Genomic DNA, 17,268 nt, shown 5'->3' on the forward strand with positions numbered 1-17,268 from the left:
TTTATTTAGATTTCTTTTTCAAGGGTTTGTTCTTAACAGAAAGCGTATCAATCCTTTTATTCTGCTGATCTATCAATTGATATTGCTGATCAACCTTTTTATTCAATTCTATTAACTGCATTGTTGTTTCTTCCAGTCTTTTCAACAATAGCTTATTCATTTCGCCCAAACTAATTCCATCGTTTTCAGCTTTTTGAGCAGAAGGCATATCGGGTAAATGTTTATTGATTTTGATATACTTTTCCAGCTCAGGCAAGCTCTGAACAGGGTAACCTTCATGAAACACATAATCCGGCCAGTTATCCGCTTCAACTTTAATTTCTTTTGCCCGGATATTTCCGTTGACTGCAAGCTTCGAACCTTTAGTATCAAAGGTTCCTAAACCTAAATTTCCTGCCATATAGTTTAAACCATCATCGTGTGTAAACAAGGTTCCGGTAGTACTCTTACCACCACCATTGACATAAGAATCAACTGTAGTTTTATAACCGTGAGCCCGGCCATTCACTTCCTGATATGGTAATGCTTTTTGAACACCATCATAAATTACCGGATTCTGTATGGCGTTAGATCTATAAATATAAGATGTCTGACCTTTAAGCCAGATTATAAAATCAAAACCTCCATTTTGCAAAGTAGCATCTTTATAGCCGGCAACGAAAGAAACTGTTGTTCCACTAATTCCATTATTATTCTGTATTTCTACATCAGCAAAGCTAGATCCGTTTCCCCATACCGAATTATGAAATCTGAATTTTGAAATCAAAGATCCTCTCCAGGGTGCATTTATGTGAGTATCTGATCTACCTATTTCCAATTCGGTGGCTATATTATTACCCCAGTTTCCGTCAGTAAAAACTACAGGATAGAATTTATCAACATCCCCCTGTACAAGAAAAGAACCTGTAGATTGCGCTTTTACAGCAACATACTGAATTAAAAAAAACAGACAAAGCGTAAATATTTTTCTCATTTTATATTTTATTTAGATTTCTTTTTCAAGGGTTTGTTCTTAACAGAAAGCGTATCAATCCTTTTATTCTGCTGATCTATCAATTGATATTGCTGATCAACCTTTTTATTCAATTCTATTAACTGCATTGTTGTCTCCTCCAGTCTTTTCAGCAATAACTTATTCATTTCACCTAAACTAATTCCATCATTTTCCGCTTTTTGAGCAGAAGGCATATCAGGTAAATGTTTATTGATTTTGATATACTTTTCCAGCTCAGGCAAGCTCTGAACAGGGTAACCTTCATGAAACACATAATCAGGCCAGTTATCCGTTTCTACCTTAATTTCTTTCGCCCTGATATTTCCGTTGACAGAAAGTTTTTCAGCAGGATTAGCTATACCAATACCTACGTTCCCATTAGTAATAGCCTTAATAGCAAGGCTTGCACCATCAGGAAAAAATGGATTACCAACATATAAACTCCAGTCGTTAGTCATTGGTAAAAACTTATTTACAGTTAAATCTGTCCCGGTTGTATTATAAGGATTCCAGCCCGAATTCTGACTGATAGATCTTACTTTGATATCAACTTTTATTGGAGTAACCGCATCTCCCAACACTTTAATAGCTCTTAATCTGAAGCGGGGGTAACCATACTGAGTATTGCAATCCAATGTAAATGCATGTCCTTCAGAACCATGAATAAAATAACCGTTACTATTTACTCTACCTGCTTCTCTCCATAAATCAGGATTTGAATGCGAAATACTTGCCAGATAAGTTGCACCGGCAGCAATATTTCCTCTGGTATAAGAAATAGAGACCTCATAGTTTCCAGATGCACTAACATTTATAGGTTGAACAGCCAAAAACTCTATAAAATCACCAACCTTATAATTTGTCGGGAATTCTACAGATCCGTTCCATTCCGAATTATTCTGTCCAAAACTCAGTTTTGAAATTAAAAGAAGAAAGATAAGCAGCGTTTTTTTCATTGTATTATATAAAGTTTTAATTTTTAATGCAACAACCAGTTATAATAAGCGCTCGTATCGCCGTAAAAATTCAGCCGGGCAGATCTTTCGACTATTAAAATCAATGCGAATATTAATGCCTGTATTCCAGCCAGAGGAATCGTTAATTCCTCCTTTTCAGACAGCAGCCTTGTGAAAAGAGCATAAACAATAGACACCACCAGGCTAACTACATAAAACACAATATAATTTACGGGAGACAGATAAAAACAAATCGCCAGCAGAAACAGGATATCACCCCAACCCAGATATCCATTGGTCAGGTTTACGGTTTTTCTATATTTAATACAGAAATACAACCATAAGATTAAAAACTGCAATAGTAAGAACCCACCGGTAAATATAATATCTGTTAGTAAAGCAGACAAACCAACAGTTGTTATTTTATATATACTGAACAAAATTGCCAGTAGTGGAAAACAAATCCAGTAAACTTCTCTGTACCTAAAATCCTGATAAGCAATGATGCCTAAAACGATCAGGATTACGCCAGATAAAACCAACATTAGTCAGGAGTAACTTCTTTTAGATTCTTATCCTGGTCAATCTGCCAGACATTGAAAACACCATTTCCATTAAAGTCTGCTACAGCAGTTGCTTTAGCGGTAAAGGTGTTATTTGTAGCCGCAGTAACCTCTATTTTATAATTTGCCTTCCCGTCTTTCCCATCAGAGGATAATTTCTCCTGAATAAATCCAAGTTCGTTCAGATCTGTGGTATACTTGGAATGCTCATAAAAATAAGTTTGCTCCAGTTTGGTCAGATGTTCCAATTGCAATTTGGCTTCCGTCGTTTTTGCTTTTGTAATCAGTGGCATAAGATTGGGAAGAGCCAATAAAACAAGAATTCCAATAATCACCAGCACTACAAGAATCTCAGTCAGAGTATAAGCCTTTACCTTGCTATTTATGTGTAATTTCATGAGAGTCTTATTATTGCGCTAAATTACTAAAACATTTCCGAAACAGAAACGGCTGCCTACCCTTTTTTAATCCGCTGTTAACGCAGATGGATTTTAATTTATAACTCCATAAAAATCCAGTACTTTTGTGGCTTATTATACTCTTTTATGAAAAATCTCTTCTTTACTTTAAGCATACTCTTCTCCATTCAATTAGTTTACGCCCAAACTGCAACTCAATTACAGGTTATAGACAGCCGCAACATCAATGAATTACCCGGTGATTTTAAAAATGTAGCCCGATTTGATTTTAAATCAAAAGCTATCATAGGATTACCGGCTGTCATCAATGACGACTATGGTACAATGCTTACCGTCGCTCCATGGATCGATGCCACCGGGAATCTTAACCATCAACTTAATTTCAATAACAGTGGTCTGTTCTACAGGACAGGATTAAATGGCAATAACGCATGGAATGTATGGCGCAAAATTGTTCTTTCAGATCCCAATAACAGAATTGCAGTTAACGGTGGATCATCAGCAATTGCACTAAAACCCGCTCAGGACGATCACACCTACATAGAATTCTATGCAAGAACCAGTACTCCGGATATCAGAAGTGCCTGGTTCGGCTATGGTGCAAGGGGGACTAAAGCACTTCAGCTTACCAATGAAATATCAGGAGGTACTATATCTATCATGACAAATAATGGCAATGTTGGAATTGATACTGAAACTCCTAAAGAAAAGCTATCAGTCAATGGAAATATCAGAGCGAAAGAGGTCACAGTAGAAAGTGAAAACTGGCCAGACTACGTATTCGAATCAGCCTATAATCCAATGCCTTTGGCCGAACTGGAATCTTATGTGCTACAAAATAAACATTTACCAGGGGTTCCTTCCGCAAAAGAAGTGGAGACTGAAGGTATTGAACTGGGTAAACTTAACAAAACGCTCCTTAAACAGCAGGAAGAACTGATTCTGCATCTTATTGAACAAAATAAAAAGATTGAGGGACTGACGCAGCAGCTGAAAGAGCAGCAGGAAGAGATTATGAAAATGAGAACAAAAGTTAACAATTTATAATCTTCCAACTTTATAAACACCAACTAAAGATCTCACATTTAGTTGGTGTTTAAGCAAATTCACTAACTCATCTATTTAAGTTTTCAGTAACTATAATATTGGAAAGCTCCACCTTTTTTTCAGTCTAGTTATCCGTAATAAAATATGTCAACAAAAAGCAATATGCCCCCTATGCTTAGATAAGCAATAAAAAAGGGATAGTATTTTGTAAATCTTACCGATTTAGCATCATCAGCCAAATTAAATATATCCTTATAGAAGATCAGAGAAATTAAAATATGATAACAGCTAACAAAAAAAAGAAATGCCTTCCAGTTAAACGAAATTTGATTATAGATAAAATATATCCACGAGTAATTTGCTATCAACAAAAGTGTAAAGCTAGAGCCTAATTTATATTCTTCTGAAGTTCCACTATCTTTTAGCCAAAAAGATCGAACAAAATAAAATGAATATACATTAAAAGATATCGCGGCTTTTTTAATTATACTTAGCATAAGTTTCCTGCATTTTTTTTGCGGTGATAATCATAGCTCTTGACGCCTTTATTCTAAATCCTAGTGACACTGCTTGTTCAAAATTTGATATTGCCTCTTTATGATTTTGCAACATTAAATCACTGAACCCCTTTTGATAATAATAATATCCTTGCTGATTCAAGGGTTTTAGAGGCATAATACTATCAATTTTAGTCTTTACCTGATTAAATTTCTGTTGTTTCATCATACTGTTAATCAACAGACTGTCACTGTCTACAACTATGACACTTTTAGCCTTCTGAAGATCGCTATTGTTTTCTCTTTGAGAGCAAGAACTTAAGGAGAATAACAAGAGCCCAAAAATTATCTTGTTCATAATTATTTTTCGTTTAAAACTTCGCTATTTGTTTCACAATAAGAATTTCACGAAACTTAATAGCATCTCGTATCTTAAAATAGTAAAAAACATCAAGTCGACGGCCTATACTATATTTTTGTTTTACAGAAATAATTTTATTTCCATACGAACAAGGCAATTGAAGAAACTCACACATCAAAAATAGTTATCTTTCCTTTAACAAGGCGGGCAGTTCAACTTCATCCATATTGGGAATAATAGAGTTCTCAATCAAAACAACCCTCTTTTTCAACATTCCTGCTATTTCAACTGTCGGTTCCGCATTAAAAGGATAACAACCCGCAACAGATAACCCTGATTCGACTTTAGTAATCCAGTCTTTAGCCAGATCAGCATAACCCGCAAGGACATGCATCGTAGTTTTAGGTCCATAAGTATCCAGATACATCGAAGGAAGATCACCCACTATAACCCAAAGGAAATTATCTTCTTTACTCGCCGTGTTATCAATTTCATAAAGAAAGACACATAACTTCTCTCCTAAGGTGAAATAAAGAGAAGAGGTTTTAACAGCAGCACACCAGGGAAACCCTTTTATATATTAATCTGCTCTGGCCTGCATTACAATGACCTCGGTATAGAGCCCCTCCCCCTCAGTCAACAGAAATGTCAGAGCAAAAGGAGGTCAAAGTAGAAAGCAAAAACTGACCTGGAAGCAGAAAGGCTTAACTGATAGTAACTACCACTCGCATTACAATAGACAAATCTCTTATTGTTTTACAAGAAGGACAATATAAATAACCAGATAAAAAATAACATCCAACCAATGAACTATCATATACTATTGTTTATTTTAGTTGCCCGAAACAGAGTTCTAAATCAGCATACTTAATGAAAAAAAACAGCTCCCGAATTTATTACCTGGTAATCTTTGCTTTTATCAGCCTATTGACAACAGGCATTACCAGCAGCACGTATGCACAAAAAAACAATGAGAATGGTGTAGAAGTCCCCAACATATTATCCCCCTCGCCAACTGCATCAGAACTTGGCAAGTTTGCTATAGTAGGCAATTCATTAAGTACAGGTGCTGCAAATTCGCACGTTGAGCTTTTCACCTATAAGACAAAACATCTAAGCCTTCCTATAGGAATTGATTATAGTTCAACAGGCTTAAAGGTTGACAAAGTACCTTCGCGGACCGGTATGGACTGGGCCCTAAGTGCAGGTGGGGTAATCAGCAGAACTGTTTATGGAAGTCCGGATGGTGATAATGCTTTTGCAATTCCTCCGGCAGATTTTCCCAATACAGCAGGGGAACCGTTAAAGACATACCTAAACTCTGTAATCAGCAGTCGTTATGATACACAGCCTGATATTTTCACGTTTAGCTTCCCTGGTTATTCCGGGAAATTCATCATCTATAATGACGTGATTAAGAAACTGGACCAGAATAATCTCCAGATTACAGGAAATATGAATGATGGATTTTTTATCCGCACACCAGACGGCGTACTGTATACCTTCGATGCCGTAGAGGCTTCCGCAGCAATTGCCTCATCAAACGTGATGTACAGGAGCAAAATAAATAATGCATGGTTCTTAAGCTCTATCACCCATCCTTTAGGCGATCAGATTAATTTGGTCTATGCCCCTTGCCAGTTTACTTATGTAGCCTCAAAAAGTAATGCCTATATCTACTTTGATGGTCTTATTGACGGAAGTTGTAATAACTGTCCAAATATCCCCTCAAAAGAAGAGATCACGACCATCATTAATTATGGACAGTATGTTTCAGAAATAAATAGCAATTCAACATTTGACGGAAAAATAAAGTTTACTTACGCACCAAGAACTGATCTTAAAGGAGATTTTTATTTGACTGATGTCACCTATAAAGACTTATCTGATGTAACACTTAAAAAAGCTTCGTTTACTTATGCAGATGCGACAGATCGTTTCTATCTGAAAAAACTGGCTGTACAGGATCAGGTATACAATTTTGACTATTATAAATTGTCAGCACTGCCATCACGCCTATCTTATGCTCAGGATCATTATGGATACTTTAATGGAAAAAATAATGCTTCGATGATTCCAAAACCACTTGATGCAGCATATTTAAATACTTCTGCACCAGGAGGTTTCGGAGACAGAAATCCTGATGCTAATTTCTCGGTAACAGGTATGTTAAGAAAAATCACTTATCCTACAGGAGGTGTTGACAGTTTAGAATATGAAGCAAATACTATTTATGCAAATACTACTATGGATTGTAACGTTAAAGAAAGTACTTTCCAGGCCAGAGTAAGTGGTTCTGCTGAATTTAAAGAACCACCAAATGTGTATACTTCAAAACCCTTTAAAATAACCTGCCAGCAATCGGTTTTTGTAAATATTGGCTGTGTACCCAGACAAGTCGCCGCTGACGGAAGACCCCTATACCCGTTGGGTAACTATTTGGTTATAGGTAGTGTCAGAAATATTGCTACCGGGGAGACCGTTTCCGGAGAAAGTTTACAAGCCGGTGCAGGTCAGCATAAAACTGGGAACTTAAATCTTTCTCCCGGAGACTATGAGATAGTTCTGAAAGTCCAGGGGGATTCGGGCGGGTCCATGAATTTCGAATATTATACTGGTAAACCAGCATTTGATGGCAACATCGAAGTTGCTGGTCTGCGCCTGAAAAGAGTTCTTTCTGTCGATCCTGTAACGCAACAAACCAAGATCAAAAAATTCTATTACGGTGATTTAACTACAGGTAAATCTTCAGGTAAGATTTATAATGCCAAACCATCTTACGATTCCAATATAATCCGTTATACAAAATGCTCTACACCAGGTGAGCAAAGTGGGATATTTTTCCTGTTTAGTTCTTGTGCCTATACCAAATTCTCATCTACACCAAATTTCAGTGCCGAAAATTTATCCGGAAACCATATCTACTATACTTCAGTTACAGAGAGTATAGGTGAGAATTTTGAAGGTGGAGGTACAAAACATAATTTCAATTTATACCTGGACGGTTATCCGGCATTAATTGCAGGTTATTTAATGTACGGGGGACCTATTTCCAATTCAGGGGTTTACAGTCAGGCGCTGGAAGCAAATCTTTTAAACTTTAAAAAAGTTGACGGCACTATAATACCTGTCAGCGAAACAAAAACGCGTTATAAATCTGATCCCCGTCTTATGGAGCGGACTAAGTTTTTTGCTATACAGGCCGAACCAACTTCAGAAATTGTTAATACCTCTTTACCTGCTGTTGCTACACTTCCAGCCTATAAAGGAATAAATGTAGCTCAGTATGAATTGTCCTCGGCCTGGGTTTATGCAGACTCCGTTACTACGACAACCTATGATCCTTCGGGTGGAAACCCAATTGTGAGCGGATACAGCAATGTGTATAATAATACAAGCCATCAGCTGATAAGTTCCGTAAAAAAATATGGCAGTGATAAAAAGATCATTCAGACTGATTATCTGTACCCACAGGACAATATAACTGGTTTATCTGCCGAAGCTCAATCCGGGAAACAACAATTGATCAACCAGTATAATATCAGCCCTGTTTTAGATCAGAGCGAAACCGTTTCAGGCACACTGACTGCACAAAAAAGAGTTAATTACAAAAGCTGGAGTACTTCGGTTACAGCTCCTGAAAGCATACAGATTTACGCTCCGGATAAAGGACTGGAAGAGAGAGTTCGGTTCTACGCTTATGACGCTCAGGGGAACGTATTGGAACAAGGTCTTACCAATGGTCAGAAAACATCTTATTTATGGAGTTATGATGGTCATTATCCTATCGCAGAAATCAAGGATATCAGCTATGCCGATCTTAAAACTAAACTTGGTAGCAGTACTATAACGACATTCAGCTCTCAGACACCAGGAAAAGCTGCAATTGACAGTTTCCTGTCACCTCTTAAACCAGCGTACTTCAGTTCGTTTAGTTATAAGACATTTGGTGCTATTGAAAGTACTACAGATCCAAAGGGTAATACAGCATATTATCAGTATGACACCTATCAGCGCTTAATAAGTGTGAAAGATCAGTATGGTAATATTATTAAGACTGTAAATTATCATTATACAGGCAAATAATAAATACCTGATATTAATCAGTCTATAGCAAAGGAGCCCCTTTCATTAAATGAAAGGGGCTCCTTTGCTATAGACTGGACTGTGGACATATAAGACTATAAAGCCTATTATTTACATGTCTTTAATTTTTATCGGCAGCATCAGGAAAACTACCTTTTTTAGATTTCATTAACTTTTGTAATGTCTTAACATCGGTGATGTCTTGTCTGCGGCCGGAGACTTGTTTATTTTTTACGAGATCATTATGGCAGATATAATTAATGACAAGATCATTCTCGAGTTCTATCTTTTCCATATTTAAGATCGCCTCACTAAACTTAACTCCGTCAATGAGATTCAGCACATCAAAAAATCTTCGGCTAATGTCATTCGTACATTCTTTTCTTTACCAGTTTCGTTTTATCCATTCTTTGTCCCTTTGTTAAAGATTGAGAAATGATGTAAGTAACCGCAGCAGCACGCTCTTTTACCGGTCGACTCAACCAATATTCCAGATCATGCTGTTCATCATTGGCATCTTTCATCATAACCCTTCTTAGTACAGGTGCTATTTTTCTAATTCGGGGTTCAGAAGCAGGCTTAGGCTTTAAAATAATATTTTTACGTTCTATTCGCACTTCCTGATTTTCATAAGCGACTTTAGCCTTACTCAAATAATTACTTATGGTTTTGTAGTTAAACTGTGGATAGCTTAAACTAAAGTTCTTTAAATTAGAAAATACTTCAAAAGGATTCTCTGTACTATTTTTCCAAAAAACTACGATTACTCTTTTTCCCTGAATATTTAGCTTTTCCATATAACAAATATCATAACAATATTAGTCATAAGAAGATGAAATTGTCCCACCTGGTCCTTACACCTCAGGCCATCAAGAACTTTAGTGAGGATGCTATTATCAACTACTTTCACGATTAGAGTTCTTTTAACTTCCAGTGTTTAACCCGCTGGACAAGGCGATGAAACTTTATGAATGTTTGCAAGAAGCCGCCTGGATTTCGATGCACCGGGAACCTGCGGACTATGACTGACCTGATCCGATTTGATAACCGATAATGGTTCTACCAGTATTGGAATCATCTTTCTTTTCCAGTAATTCATCCAGATATTGGAATACAACTTCCATATTCTTGTCCTGGTTGTCTAACTTTTTCTTGATCTTTTCCACCTCCAAACGTAGTTCAGTATGATCAGTCAATAGTTGCCTGACCCGGGTGAATATCCTGATGATCTGTATATTTACCTCTATAGCCGTTTCACTGTTAAGCACACTGGATAACATCGCAACCCCCTGTTCCGTGAAAGCATATGGCAGCTTCCGTAAACCCATTTTCTCTTTATTGGATATCACATTTTGTGATTTCCAATCTGACAACTCTACTGCGCTCAGCTGAAACATGAAGTCAGGGGGAAAGCGTTTTTCATTCCGCTTGATAGCTTGATTCAATATGCGGGTTTCTACGCCATACATTTCAGCAAGATCACGATCTATCATTATTTTCTGGCCTCTGACCAGATAGATTTTATTGATGATTACTTCATCAGATATGGTTATGGGTTTATGCTCGCTCATATTACAAATGTATTCAGGTATGTATTCAACCTGGTTATTTATTTTAGTGGATGGCGTTTAAGTAGCCAAAAATATAACTCAGGCTTTTGAGGTCATCTTAGATTACATTGGCGGCGAAGGTGCCAATGCCTCTTTTGATAAAAGGACAATTAAGCGAATGCAACAGATAGAAGGACTTTCCGACGAAGACAAATCTCATCTCACCGCCATTATGGATGCCTTTATCACGGATGCTAATACCAGAAAAGCGTATAATCAATAAACAGGCAGACCAGACTTTTCAGTCCGCTTGCTTGCAGGAAAAACTAAGTTGCATCGTTTTTTCTCCTTCGTCACAAAACGGAGGCAGGTAATTATTGAGTATTCAATAACACAACTTGTAGATTATAAAACCATAACAAAAGACTGCATGTACGTCCATGCAGCCAATTAGCAAACCGACTATCAGACAAACAGCAAAGCTTGGTTCAGTAGGCAGAACTATGATCACGAACGACAAGCCCGCATCAGCGTGGGGGTTAGTCATCGCTAATTAGGCCAGCAAACTTCAAATTGGCCATTATGTTATCTTCGCCCAAATCAACTGCTTTAAGTATTGAGATAGCAGCATCAATATCTTTTTCCCTTACAGCCTCATAATACTTATCTATTAATCCGCTTATGTAGAGGCGTTCATTAACTGTCATTCCTGAATATTTACTTTTGCCGTCCATAGTTAAAATGCGGGTTTTGCAGTTGATGCTTTGATTGGCTTTACATTTTGTGGGTCGATAAGATACTCCATTCCCTCCTTTATTTCCGTCTAAAGGTCTTGCAAGATAACTATCTATGATGTTAGATTTATTGGCAGTTCCTTTTATTATAAATTGCCCCGTATTAGTAGCTCTGCTTTCACCTCCCGACGGCAGCAAAATCATTGGACGCTACAACGTAGCGAGGCTTCGCCTTCTGTAGATGTAGCAAAAAAGATTGCCGATGCACTGGAAGTCTCTTTGGATTATCTTGCCGGAAGCAGCGACAAAGTCAGCGTAGACAAACAAACACTTAAACTCATTGATGAGATTGATGAACTCGACCCTGTAGTAAAAGAAAAGCTCTTTTTCCTCGCCAACACGGTTATCAGGGATGCCAAAACAGGCAAAGCTTAAGGACAATAAACAACAAAGCCCGGATCAACGATCACGGGCTTTTATATAATCCAGAATAAGTATAGAAATGTTTATTAGAACTCCCTACAGACATAAAGACTGCGAGTTTTCTCACAATTAACTTTAACAAGAACTAAGCATCATTCAATCTATATTCTAGTAATCGTTCGGCTATTTCCTTATCAGTATAAGCTCCTGTTTTCAAGTCCAAATCAGATTCAATAAGATCCAGTACGTATTCAATTGGAAAGAATTGAACATATTTAACACCATCTTTTTCAAACACAAGATCATCTTCCGTTTCTTCTATTGGGAACACATACACTTCAGAATCCAGATCCAAGGATTCTTTCATATAAATAATCAGAGCTTCAGATTCTACATCTAACTTTTGCTCAACATAAAACTGATCCAGTCCAACCGAATCAGTTATTTTAGATATTAACGTTATCAATTTCATATTTATTCATTCTATCATCCCCATATTGCCATTCCACCAACTCCATAAAGGTGCATTGTACCAAAAAAACATTACCAGTAGTATGTTGTGTTTTAGGCACAAGCTGCATAACTCCATTTCCTATATCATGATGCCAAACCCAGTCAGTTGGCGATTTCCCTAATATATTCTCCGTTGGCGAACTAGGGACTGAAACCCCAAAATCATACATAGATGATAAAAATGAAGTATCTGATGCCACAGTTTCATTAAGAGATGTATTTGCAGCCTTAAAATGTGTATGATATAGCCTTTTCCTGGATAAAGTGTGCTCGACAATTCTGTTTCAAAAACTACAGAATATACTGAACCATCGGCAGCTTTACTAACAGTTCAGTTGCACCAGCAGTACCTACAGCAATTCCTTTTAACCCTTTACTTATTTATCCTAGAAGCCCTCGTTTGAGGGCTTTTATTGTTTATTTTAGAAATTAATTTCACCAAAGATACCCATTAAAACTACCCCAGATAAGTACTATAATAAAACACATAGTCACAATCACGTTTACTTTTAGGGTACGTTTTACAATAGTACCACTATTCATAACTGATCGATTGATAAAATATACCAATAATACAAGGACTCCTCCTTCAACGATCAAAACAAGTGTTTTAATCGTTGCAAATCCCAACATACCTGCTGCATCTATTCTAGGCTGATTATTTTGCCATAAGAGACTCTCTGGCACAACATTATCATTAATATATGTATTTGCATATAGTAAACAAAAGAACACAATCAACTGATATGCTAGGTTAAAAGTTATGTATATAGTCTTCTTCATTATTATTCTTTTTTTTCTGGGAATGGACCAGCTGGTTTAGCTTGCTGTGCCTTGTTCCAATCATCTATTTTATAGGTTTTACCTCCAAATACAATTCCAGTAAATTGACCTTTACTATTAATATTAATCCGAACACCTATTTTCGCCACTTCTTTTACATCACCAGATGCTAGTGTTTTAAGTCCACCATAAGCTGCAGCCCCAGTTAGTAAAATACGCTGTCCTTTTGAATCGCCTATTGTTGCTTCAGTTGCAGGAAACCCTTTACTTGATAAGGTAACACTCGCGTCAACATAACCTTCTTTAATATTCTCTGTTAAGCTAACAGATGAATTTACTCCTACTTCTGGTGCCAGGCCAAGACCCACAGGATCTGAGCCGGTAAGATGCGCATCATACGACATAGTATTTTTAACGTTATCGCTGGAAGTAAAAATTCTGTCTACACCTCCTTCTGAAGTAAAGTTTTCAGCATTACCAGCAGGTATACCATTCCAATGTGTTCCAGAACTAGTTACATTTCCACCACGTATGGTGCCTTTGCTCGGATCGATTGTAGTAGTCTGGGATAAACGAGAAGTTACATTGTTACTCGCTGAGAAACCTCTATTATCATCATTGAATCCAGTACCTCTAAAAGAGCCTGTAGGTGCAAACGCCCTAACTGTAACTGGATATGGCCACATACCTCCAACATCAATAAACTTTATTGGGTTGTTGAATGCGTAGGTGTAAGGTGACCATGTCATCATCTTCTCCGCCAGCGGATCAATCATATTCCACCTCCCTATAACCGGGTCGTAAAAACGAGCCCCGTAATCGTACTCCTCTCTACTGGGATAACGTCCTCAATACTATAAACTAATCATTTTCACAACATAATAAGCAATCATACCACCAGTAATTAAAGTTATAAAACCATTTAGATACCAAAATCTCCTAACCCATTCTTTAAAGAAAAATGTGTTAGATAAACTTATTAGAAACGTCCCACAAACTAGACCAATAATATTATATATCTGTAATACAAATGGAACTTCGGAACTGGAACTAGAGCCTGCACTTAAAGCGGGTATAATTAATCCAAAAATTAAACACAGACCTATCCATAATAAAGACAAGCCCACAGGTCCAAATTTCTTATTCAACGATTTTTCCATTTATAAATAAATTTTAATAGTCTCATTCGGTATCTAGTGGCAATCCCAATGGCTATGTTAATAATGGTCATTATGTTATTTAGCTCCGGCCGGATTTTTCACCAGCAGAAGTAGCGACGTACTAGCATTATTTTAGTCCCTTCTCCATTTCTACAGCCTCTCTTTCTTTTGCAATTTCTTGCTGTAACTCTTGCTCGGTTGGAAGATAGGTTTTGTATTTCGATGCAAAGATTTGTTTACTATCATTCAAAAGGCTGTATTTGGCTACTGCATTGTTTTTTTCGGAACAAAGTATTAATCCGATAGTCGGATTATCGCTTTCCTGTCTCATTTTTTCTTCAAAGATCCGAACGTACATATCCATTTGCCCAACATCCTGATGGCTGAGTTTACCTGTCTTTAAGTCAATCAGTAGAAAGCATTTTAGAATGTAGTTGTAAAAAACCAGATCGATAAAAAAGTGCTCCCCCTCTAAACTTACTCGATATTGTCTGCTTACAAATGAAAAGCCTTTGCCCAGTTCCAATAAAAACTCCTGTAGCTTATCAATAATAGCTTGTTCAAGTTCTTGTTCGTAAAAATTGGTATTAGCTTTCAGTTCCAAAAAGTCAAGTACATAAGGATCTTTGATTATATCTCTTGCTTCCATAGACTCTTTTTTACCTTCCGCTTCTGATTTTACTAGTGCCCGACCTCCCTTTTGGGTCAATACCATTCTTTCAAAATACAGGCTATTGAGTTGCCTTTCCAGTGTTCTGGTACTCCAATTACCCTCAATGGCTTCTTGCATATAAAACAACCTGGCATCTTCTCTTTCTGTTTTTAACAGCAAACGGAAATGTGTCCAACTCAATTCGGAACGCACTGCGTTCCATTTTGGGAAAATAACGTAAAACCGCCGTATATAACGTAAATGTCGACTGCTAAAGCTTTTTCCATATTCTTTGGTTAACCGAATTGATAGTTCTTCCAATAAAACTGCTCCATAATCTGCTTTTTCTTTCCCACCCTGTTCTTCTTCAACAATCAATTTCCCAATCTGCCAATAGACCTCAACCATTGTAGCATTAACAGCTCGGTAGGCAGTATCTTTTCCTTTATCAATTACCTGCTTTATATTGCTGTAAAGTCTCTCTATATGAGTTGCCAGAGTATCGTTCATAATTACAATATTAATGTTTTTCTTTTTATCCCATCGAATGATTATTTCAATGGATAATGCTTAATCTCACTTTTAACAAAAGACAGTAAATGAGATATAACTGATACAAGACTTACCAGGAAACGACAAAAGTCATTCACTGGTAATTATTAATGACTTTCTTAGGAGGAAAATGCCAGAAAAATTAATAGACAGTAAATAACAAAGCTCGGATCAAAAGATGGAGTGAGTCCCAAATAGTGTCCAACTTTTGGGACTCACTCCAAGATCACGGCTTTATTATTTTATAAATTCTTCAGATACTTTTAGAATCTAAGACAGTGTTCAGAAATCTGTGTTACAATCCCCGAGTTAATATAACTGACTATCATGATTACTATTTGAAATTCAATCCATTTATAGTATCAAACTGCATTTTATTTAAAGCCCCAAACACTTGAACAGAGATTTGATTACCATCTTTAAATTGCGTCAGACTAGCAATCTCAGTAATATTACCTCCCCAATAAGATCTCTTATCATCATTGCGATTGAGAACAGTGTATAAATTTTCAAAATCTTCTGTTTTGATTTTATGATCTTCAGAAGCAAGCCATCCCCTAACTCCCTCAGTCCATTTAGTCATATGACAAGCATTACCACAAATTCCCATGAGATACTTTATTCGTTGATTTTTTTCTCCAGAATAATTTATTTCCAATACCCAAAGTTCACTGAAACTAATTTCGCTATATATTTTCCCCTGTTTAAAGCTTTTCAGAAAATCCTTTCTGCCGAAGACAGACAGATTATGTTTTTTTTCAAAATCCAAGAGAAAAATAGACTTCTTATCCCCTTTTTTGATCATAGCTTTATTAGTTTCAGCGTTCCATAATTTCAAAAAATCATCATTCAAATATTGATCAAAATTCGATGTACATTTCACAGCACTTGAGCATGACCAGAACAATGCAGCTGATAGTAATAAAATAAAATATCTCATATTAATTCGTGATTATTGGGATTGCTCTTCTTTTAGCGCCCTGTTCTCTTCTTATAGGATTATCAACCCTAGTTCGAATTCTATATTCATCTTTTGTCATTGGCGTAGGTGAATTATCTCTACGATCAGGATCTATTACGGTTAATGTCTCATTAGTAGCCTTCCCGTCAATACCATCTTTCGCATGCCCCAGCTCGTGTGCTAAACCAACCTGTGCTGGTCTGCCTGTAGTTCCGTCACCATTTTTTATACCTTCTTCATAATTTTCTAAATTATTTGGATCAAAACTAATCGTTGAACCAGATCTGCCTCTCACATTTCCATTTGCTGCGGCTCCATCAATAAATGATGTGCTATTTCCTAAACCTTTTGCATCTTGAATAATTATTTTTTTATCACTTGTAATCAAATTAGACACCAAATCTGTTCCAATTGGTTTAGTACCACCCGACATTTCCAATTTCCCACCTTTTGATATACTTATTTTCTGATTCGTCAATAATTGAAGTTGATTAAGAACTTGTTGCCGATACCCTTTTGTACCAACAATAATTATGTCTTCAGGCTTCATCCCATCAGGATCAACGAAGCGAATAGGATTATTAAAGCTATAAACATAAGGAGAGTATCTTCTCATCTTCTCATAAAGTGGGTCTACAACACTCCACCTCCCTATCACCGGATCATAGAAACGGGCTCCGTAATCATACTCCTCAATACCGAGATAACATTCTCAATACTATAAAGTAATCATTTTCACAATATAATAAGCAATTATACCCCCAGTAATTAAAGTTATAAGATCATTTATATACCAAGATATCTGAATCCATCCTTTAAAGAAAACCATGTTAGATAAACTTATTAGAAATGTTCCACAAACTAATCCAGTAATAGCATAAGTCCGCAATATTAATCGAACTTCAGCACTTAAAATGGGTATTATTACCCCAAAGATTAAATATAAACCCGCCCACAACAAATACAAGCTTATATGTCCAAAATTATTATTTAATGATTTTTCCATTTATAACTAAT

General features: G+C 36.6%; 21 protein-coding genes and 1 pseudogene. 3 read left to right on the plus strand and 19 right to left on the minus strand.

Features of this window, described 5'->3' with window-relative positions:
• Position 1: 1 nt before the first annotated feature.
• Genes PL_RS13780 through PL_RS13795 form a run of 4 tightly spaced genes read right to left on the minus strand, consistent with a single transcriptional unit; the run spans position 2 to position 2,911 of the window.
• On the minus strand, positions 2 to 973 hold the full coding sequence (locus PL_RS13780; RefSeq protein ID WP_348619703.1) for a hypothetical protein: 972 nt from the start codon (positions 971 to 973) through the stop codon (positions 2 to 4).
• Between the two features lie 8 nt (positions 974 to 981).
• Positions 982 to 1,950 carry a hypothetical protein gene (locus PL_RS13785; protein WP_052496463.1) on the minus strand — a complete coding sequence of 323 codons (969 nt, stop codon included), beginning with the start codon at positions 1,948 to 1,950 and terminating at the stop codon, positions 982 to 984.
• Positions 1,951 to 1,973: 23 nt separating this feature from the next.
• Entirely contained in the window at positions 1,974 to 2,495 is a 522-nt protein-coding gene (locus tag PL_RS13790; protein ID WP_041884250.1) for a hypothetical protein, read from the minus strand.
• Positions 2,495 to 2,911: a type IV pilin protein gene (locus PL_RS13795; RefSeq protein WP_041884252.1), complete on the minus strand. Its 417-nt coding sequence runs from the start codon at positions 2,909 to 2,911 to the stop codon at positions 2,495 to 2,497. The genes PL_RS13790 and PL_RS13795 overlap by 1 nt, the downstream gene beginning before the upstream one ends.
• 147 nt (positions 2,912 to 3,058) lie before the next feature.
• On the opposite strand from PL_RS13795, the gene PL_RS13800 reads away from it, so the two are divergent.
• Positions 3,059 to 3,979: a hypothetical protein gene (locus PL_RS13800; protein WP_052496464.1), complete on the plus strand. Its 921-nt coding sequence runs from the start codon at positions 3,059 to 3,061 to the stop codon at positions 3,977 to 3,979.
• A 480-nt stretch (positions 3,980 to 4,459) separates the two neighbouring features.
• On the opposite strand, the gene PL_RS13805 is transcribed toward PL_RS13800, so the two are convergent.
• Together PL_RS13805 and PL_RS13810 are read right to left on the minus strand one after the other, a co-directional pair.
• Positions 4,460 to 4,834, minus strand: a complete 375-nt coding sequence (locus tag PL_RS13805) for a hypothetical protein (RefSeq protein WP_041884254.1) — start codon at positions 4,832 to 4,834, stop codon at positions 4,460 to 4,462.
• A 187-nt stretch (positions 4,835 to 5,021) separates the two neighbouring features.
• The gene (locus PL_RS13810) at positions 5,022 to 5,282 is read right to left on the minus strand and encodes a hypothetical protein (RefSeq protein WP_152620355.1); all 261 of its coding nucleotides are present in this window, start codon (positions 5,280 to 5,282) and stop codon (positions 5,022 to 5,024) included.
• 425 nt (positions 5,283 to 5,707) lie between these two features.
• On the opposite strand from PL_RS13810, the gene PL_RS13815 reads away from it, so the two are divergent.
• Positions 5,708 to 8,923: a hypothetical protein gene (locus PL_RS13815; protein WP_041884258.1), complete on the plus strand. Its 3,216-nt coding sequence runs from the start codon at positions 5,708 to 5,710 to the stop codon at positions 8,921 to 8,923.
• Between the two features lie 121 nt (positions 8,924 to 9,044).
• Here the strand turns inward: PL_RS13815 and PL_RS13820 are convergent, their stop codons facing one another.
• The 4 genes from PL_RS13820 to PL_RS13835 form a co-directional block, all read right to left on the minus strand.
• Positions 9,045 to 9,266, minus strand: a complete 222-nt coding sequence (locus PL_RS13820; protein WP_052496465.1) for a hypothetical protein — start codon at positions 9,264 to 9,266, stop codon at positions 9,045 to 9,047.
• Positions 9,267 to 9,288: 22 nt separating this feature from the next.
• Complete coding sequence (locus tag PL_RS13825; protein ID WP_052496466.1) at positions 9,289 to 9,720, minus strand: hypothetical protein; 432 nt, start codon at positions 9,718 to 9,720, stop codon at positions 9,289 to 9,291.
• A 222-nt stretch (positions 9,721 to 9,942) separates the two neighbouring features.
• On the minus strand, positions 9,943 to 10,494 hold the full coding sequence (locus tag PL_RS13830; RefSeq protein ID WP_041884259.1) for an ORF6N domain-containing protein: 552 nt from the start codon (positions 10,492 to 10,494) through the stop codon (positions 9,943 to 9,945).
• Positions 10,495 to 11,012: 518 nt separating this feature from the next.
• Positions 11,013 to 11,207, minus strand: coding sequence for a hypothetical protein (locus tag PL_RS13835; protein ID WP_041884261.1), 195 nt, complete (start codon positions 11,205 to 11,207; stop codon positions 11,013 to 11,015).
• Positions 11,208 to 11,360: 153 nt separating this feature from the next.
• On the opposite strand from PL_RS13835, the gene PL_RS13840 reads away from it, so the two are divergent.
• Positions 11,361 to 11,642 (plus strand): XRE family transcriptional regulator, encoded by a 282-nt coding sequence (locus PL_RS13840; protein WP_152620356.1) that lies wholly within the window; start codon positions 11,361 to 11,363, stop codon positions 11,640 to 11,642.
• Positions 11,643 to 11,775: 133 nt separating this feature from the next.
• Here the strand turns inward: PL_RS13840 and PL_RS13845 are convergent, their stop codons facing one another.
• The 9 genes and pseudogenes from PL_RS13845 to PL_RS13885 all read right to left on the minus strand — a co-directional run bounded on the left by PL_RS13845 (position 11,776) and on the right by PL_RS13885 (position 17,257).
• The gene (locus PL_RS13845) at positions 11,776 to 12,102 is read right to left on the minus strand and encodes a hypothetical protein (RefSeq protein ID WP_041884263.1); all 327 of its coding nucleotides are present in this window, start codon (positions 12,100 to 12,102) and stop codon (positions 11,776 to 11,778) included.
• Positions 12,077 to 12,421, minus strand: a complete 345-nt coding sequence (locus PL_RS13850) for an HNH endonuclease (RefSeq protein WP_082036000.1) — start codon at positions 12,419 to 12,421, stop codon at positions 12,077 to 12,079. Before PL_RS13850 ends, PL_RS13845 begins: the two co-directional genes overlap by 26 nt.
• A gap of 157 nt (positions 12,422 to 12,578) precedes the next feature.
• The gene (locus PL_RS13855) at positions 12,579 to 12,926 is read right to left on the minus strand and encodes a hypothetical protein (RefSeq protein WP_348619709.1); all 348 of its coding nucleotides are present in this window, start codon (positions 12,924 to 12,926) and stop codon (positions 12,579 to 12,581) included.
• Positions 12,927 to 13,600: 674 nt separating this feature from the next.
• A pseudogene (locus PL_RS26010) lies at positions 13,601 to 13,753 on the minus strand (RHS repeat-associated core domain-containing protein); the annotation flags it as partial.
• Between the two features lie 27 nt (positions 13,754 to 13,780).
• The gene (locus PL_RS13865) at positions 13,781 to 14,086 is read right to left on the minus strand and encodes a hypothetical protein (RefSeq protein ID WP_041884268.1); all 306 of its coding nucleotides are present in this window, start codon (positions 14,084 to 14,086) and stop codon (positions 13,781 to 13,783) included.
• 127 nt (positions 14,087 to 14,213) lie between these two features.
• Positions 14,214 to 15,248, minus strand: coding sequence for a PDDEXK nuclease domain-containing protein (locus tag PL_RS13870; protein WP_348619710.1), 1,035 nt, complete (start codon positions 15,246 to 15,248; stop codon positions 14,214 to 14,216).
• Between the two features lie 376 nt (positions 15,249 to 15,624).
• Positions 15,625 to 16,230, minus strand: a complete 606-nt coding sequence (locus tag PL_RS13875) for a hypothetical protein (protein WP_152620357.1) — start codon at positions 16,228 to 16,230, stop codon at positions 15,625 to 15,627.
• Position 16,231: 1 nt separating this feature from the next.
• Positions 16,232 to 16,909, minus strand: a complete 678-nt coding sequence (locus PL_RS13880; RefSeq protein WP_431357127.1) for a M91 family zinc metallopeptidase — start codon at positions 16,907 to 16,909, stop codon at positions 16,232 to 16,234.
• 60 nt (positions 16,910 to 16,969) lie between these two features.
• A complete protein-coding gene (locus tag PL_RS13885; protein ID WP_041884274.1) occupies positions 16,970 to 17,257 on the minus strand; it encodes a hypothetical protein in 288 nt (95 codons plus the stop codon).
• Positions 17,258 to 17,268: the final 11 nt, after the last annotated feature.

The sequence above is a fragment of the Pedobacter lusitanus genome (assembly GCF_040026395.1).
Classification (GTDB): Bacteria; Bacteroidota; Bacteroidia; order Sphingobacteriales; family Sphingobacteriaceae; genus Pedobacter; species Pedobacter lusitanus.

Excerpts from the sequence above, each read along its gene's own strand:
- PL_RS13780 (WP_348619703.1), bottom strand. The coding sequence starts at position 973 with ATGAGAAAAATATTTACGCTTTGTCTGTTTTTTTTAATTCAGTATGTT.
- PL_RS13870 (WP_348619710.1), bottom strand. The coding sequence starts at position 15,248 with ATGAACGATACTCTGGCAACTCATATAGAGAGACTTTACAGCAATATA.
- PL_RS13875 (WP_152620357.1), bottom strand. The coding sequence starts at position 16,230 with ATGAGATATTTTATTTTATTACTATCAGCTGCATTGTTCTGGTCATGC.
- PL_RS13835 (WP_041884261.1), bottom strand. The coding sequence starts at position 11,207 with ATGGACGGCAAAAGTAAATATTCAGGAATGACAGTTAATGAACGCCTC.
- PL_RS13845 (WP_041884263.1), bottom strand. The coding sequence starts at position 12,102 with ATGAAATTGATAACGTTAATATCTAAAATAACTGATTCGGTTGGACTG.
- PL_RS13790 (WP_041884250.1), bottom strand. The coding sequence starts at position 2,495 with ATGTTGGTTTTATCTGGCGTAATCCTGATCGTTTTAGGCATCATTGCT.
- PL_RS13865 (WP_041884268.1), bottom strand. The coding sequence starts at position 14,086 with ATGGAAAAATCGTTGAATAAGAAATTTGGACCTGTGGGCTTGTCTTTA.
- PL_RS13785 (WP_052496463.1), bottom strand. The coding sequence starts at position 1,950 with ATGAAAAAAACGCTGCTTATCTTTCTTCTTTTAATTTCAAAACTGAGT.
- PL_RS13885 (WP_041884274.1), bottom strand. The coding sequence starts at position 17,257 with ATGGAAAAATCATTAAATAATAATTTTGGACATATAAGCTTGTATTTG.
- PL_RS13830 (WP_041884259.1), bottom strand. The coding sequence starts at position 10,494 with ATGAGCGAGCATAAACCCATAACCATATCTGATGAAGTAATCATCAAT.
- PL_RS13825 (WP_052496466.1), bottom strand. The coding sequence starts at position 9,720 with ATGGAAAAGCTAAATATTCAGGGAAAAAGAGTAATCGTAGTTTTTTGG.
- PL_RS13800 (WP_052496464.1), top strand. The coding sequence starts at position 3,059 with ATGAAAAATCTCTTCTTTACTTTAAGCATACTCTTCTCCATTCAATTA.
- PL_RS13855 (WP_348619709.1), bottom strand. The coding sequence starts at position 12,926 with ATGAAGAAGACTATATACATAACTTTTAACCTAGCATATCAGTTGATT.
- PL_RS13815 (WP_041884258.1), top strand. The coding sequence starts at position 5,708 with ATGAAAAAAAACAGCTCCCGAATTTATTACCTGGTAATCTTTGCTTTT.
- PL_RS13795 (WP_041884252.1), bottom strand. The coding sequence starts at position 2,911 with ATGAAATTACACATAAATAGCAAGGTAAAGGCTTATACTCTGACTGAG.
- PL_RS13805 (WP_041884254.1), bottom strand. The coding sequence starts at position 4,834 with ATGAACAAGATAATTTTTGGGCTCTTGTTATTCTCCTTAAGTTCTTGC.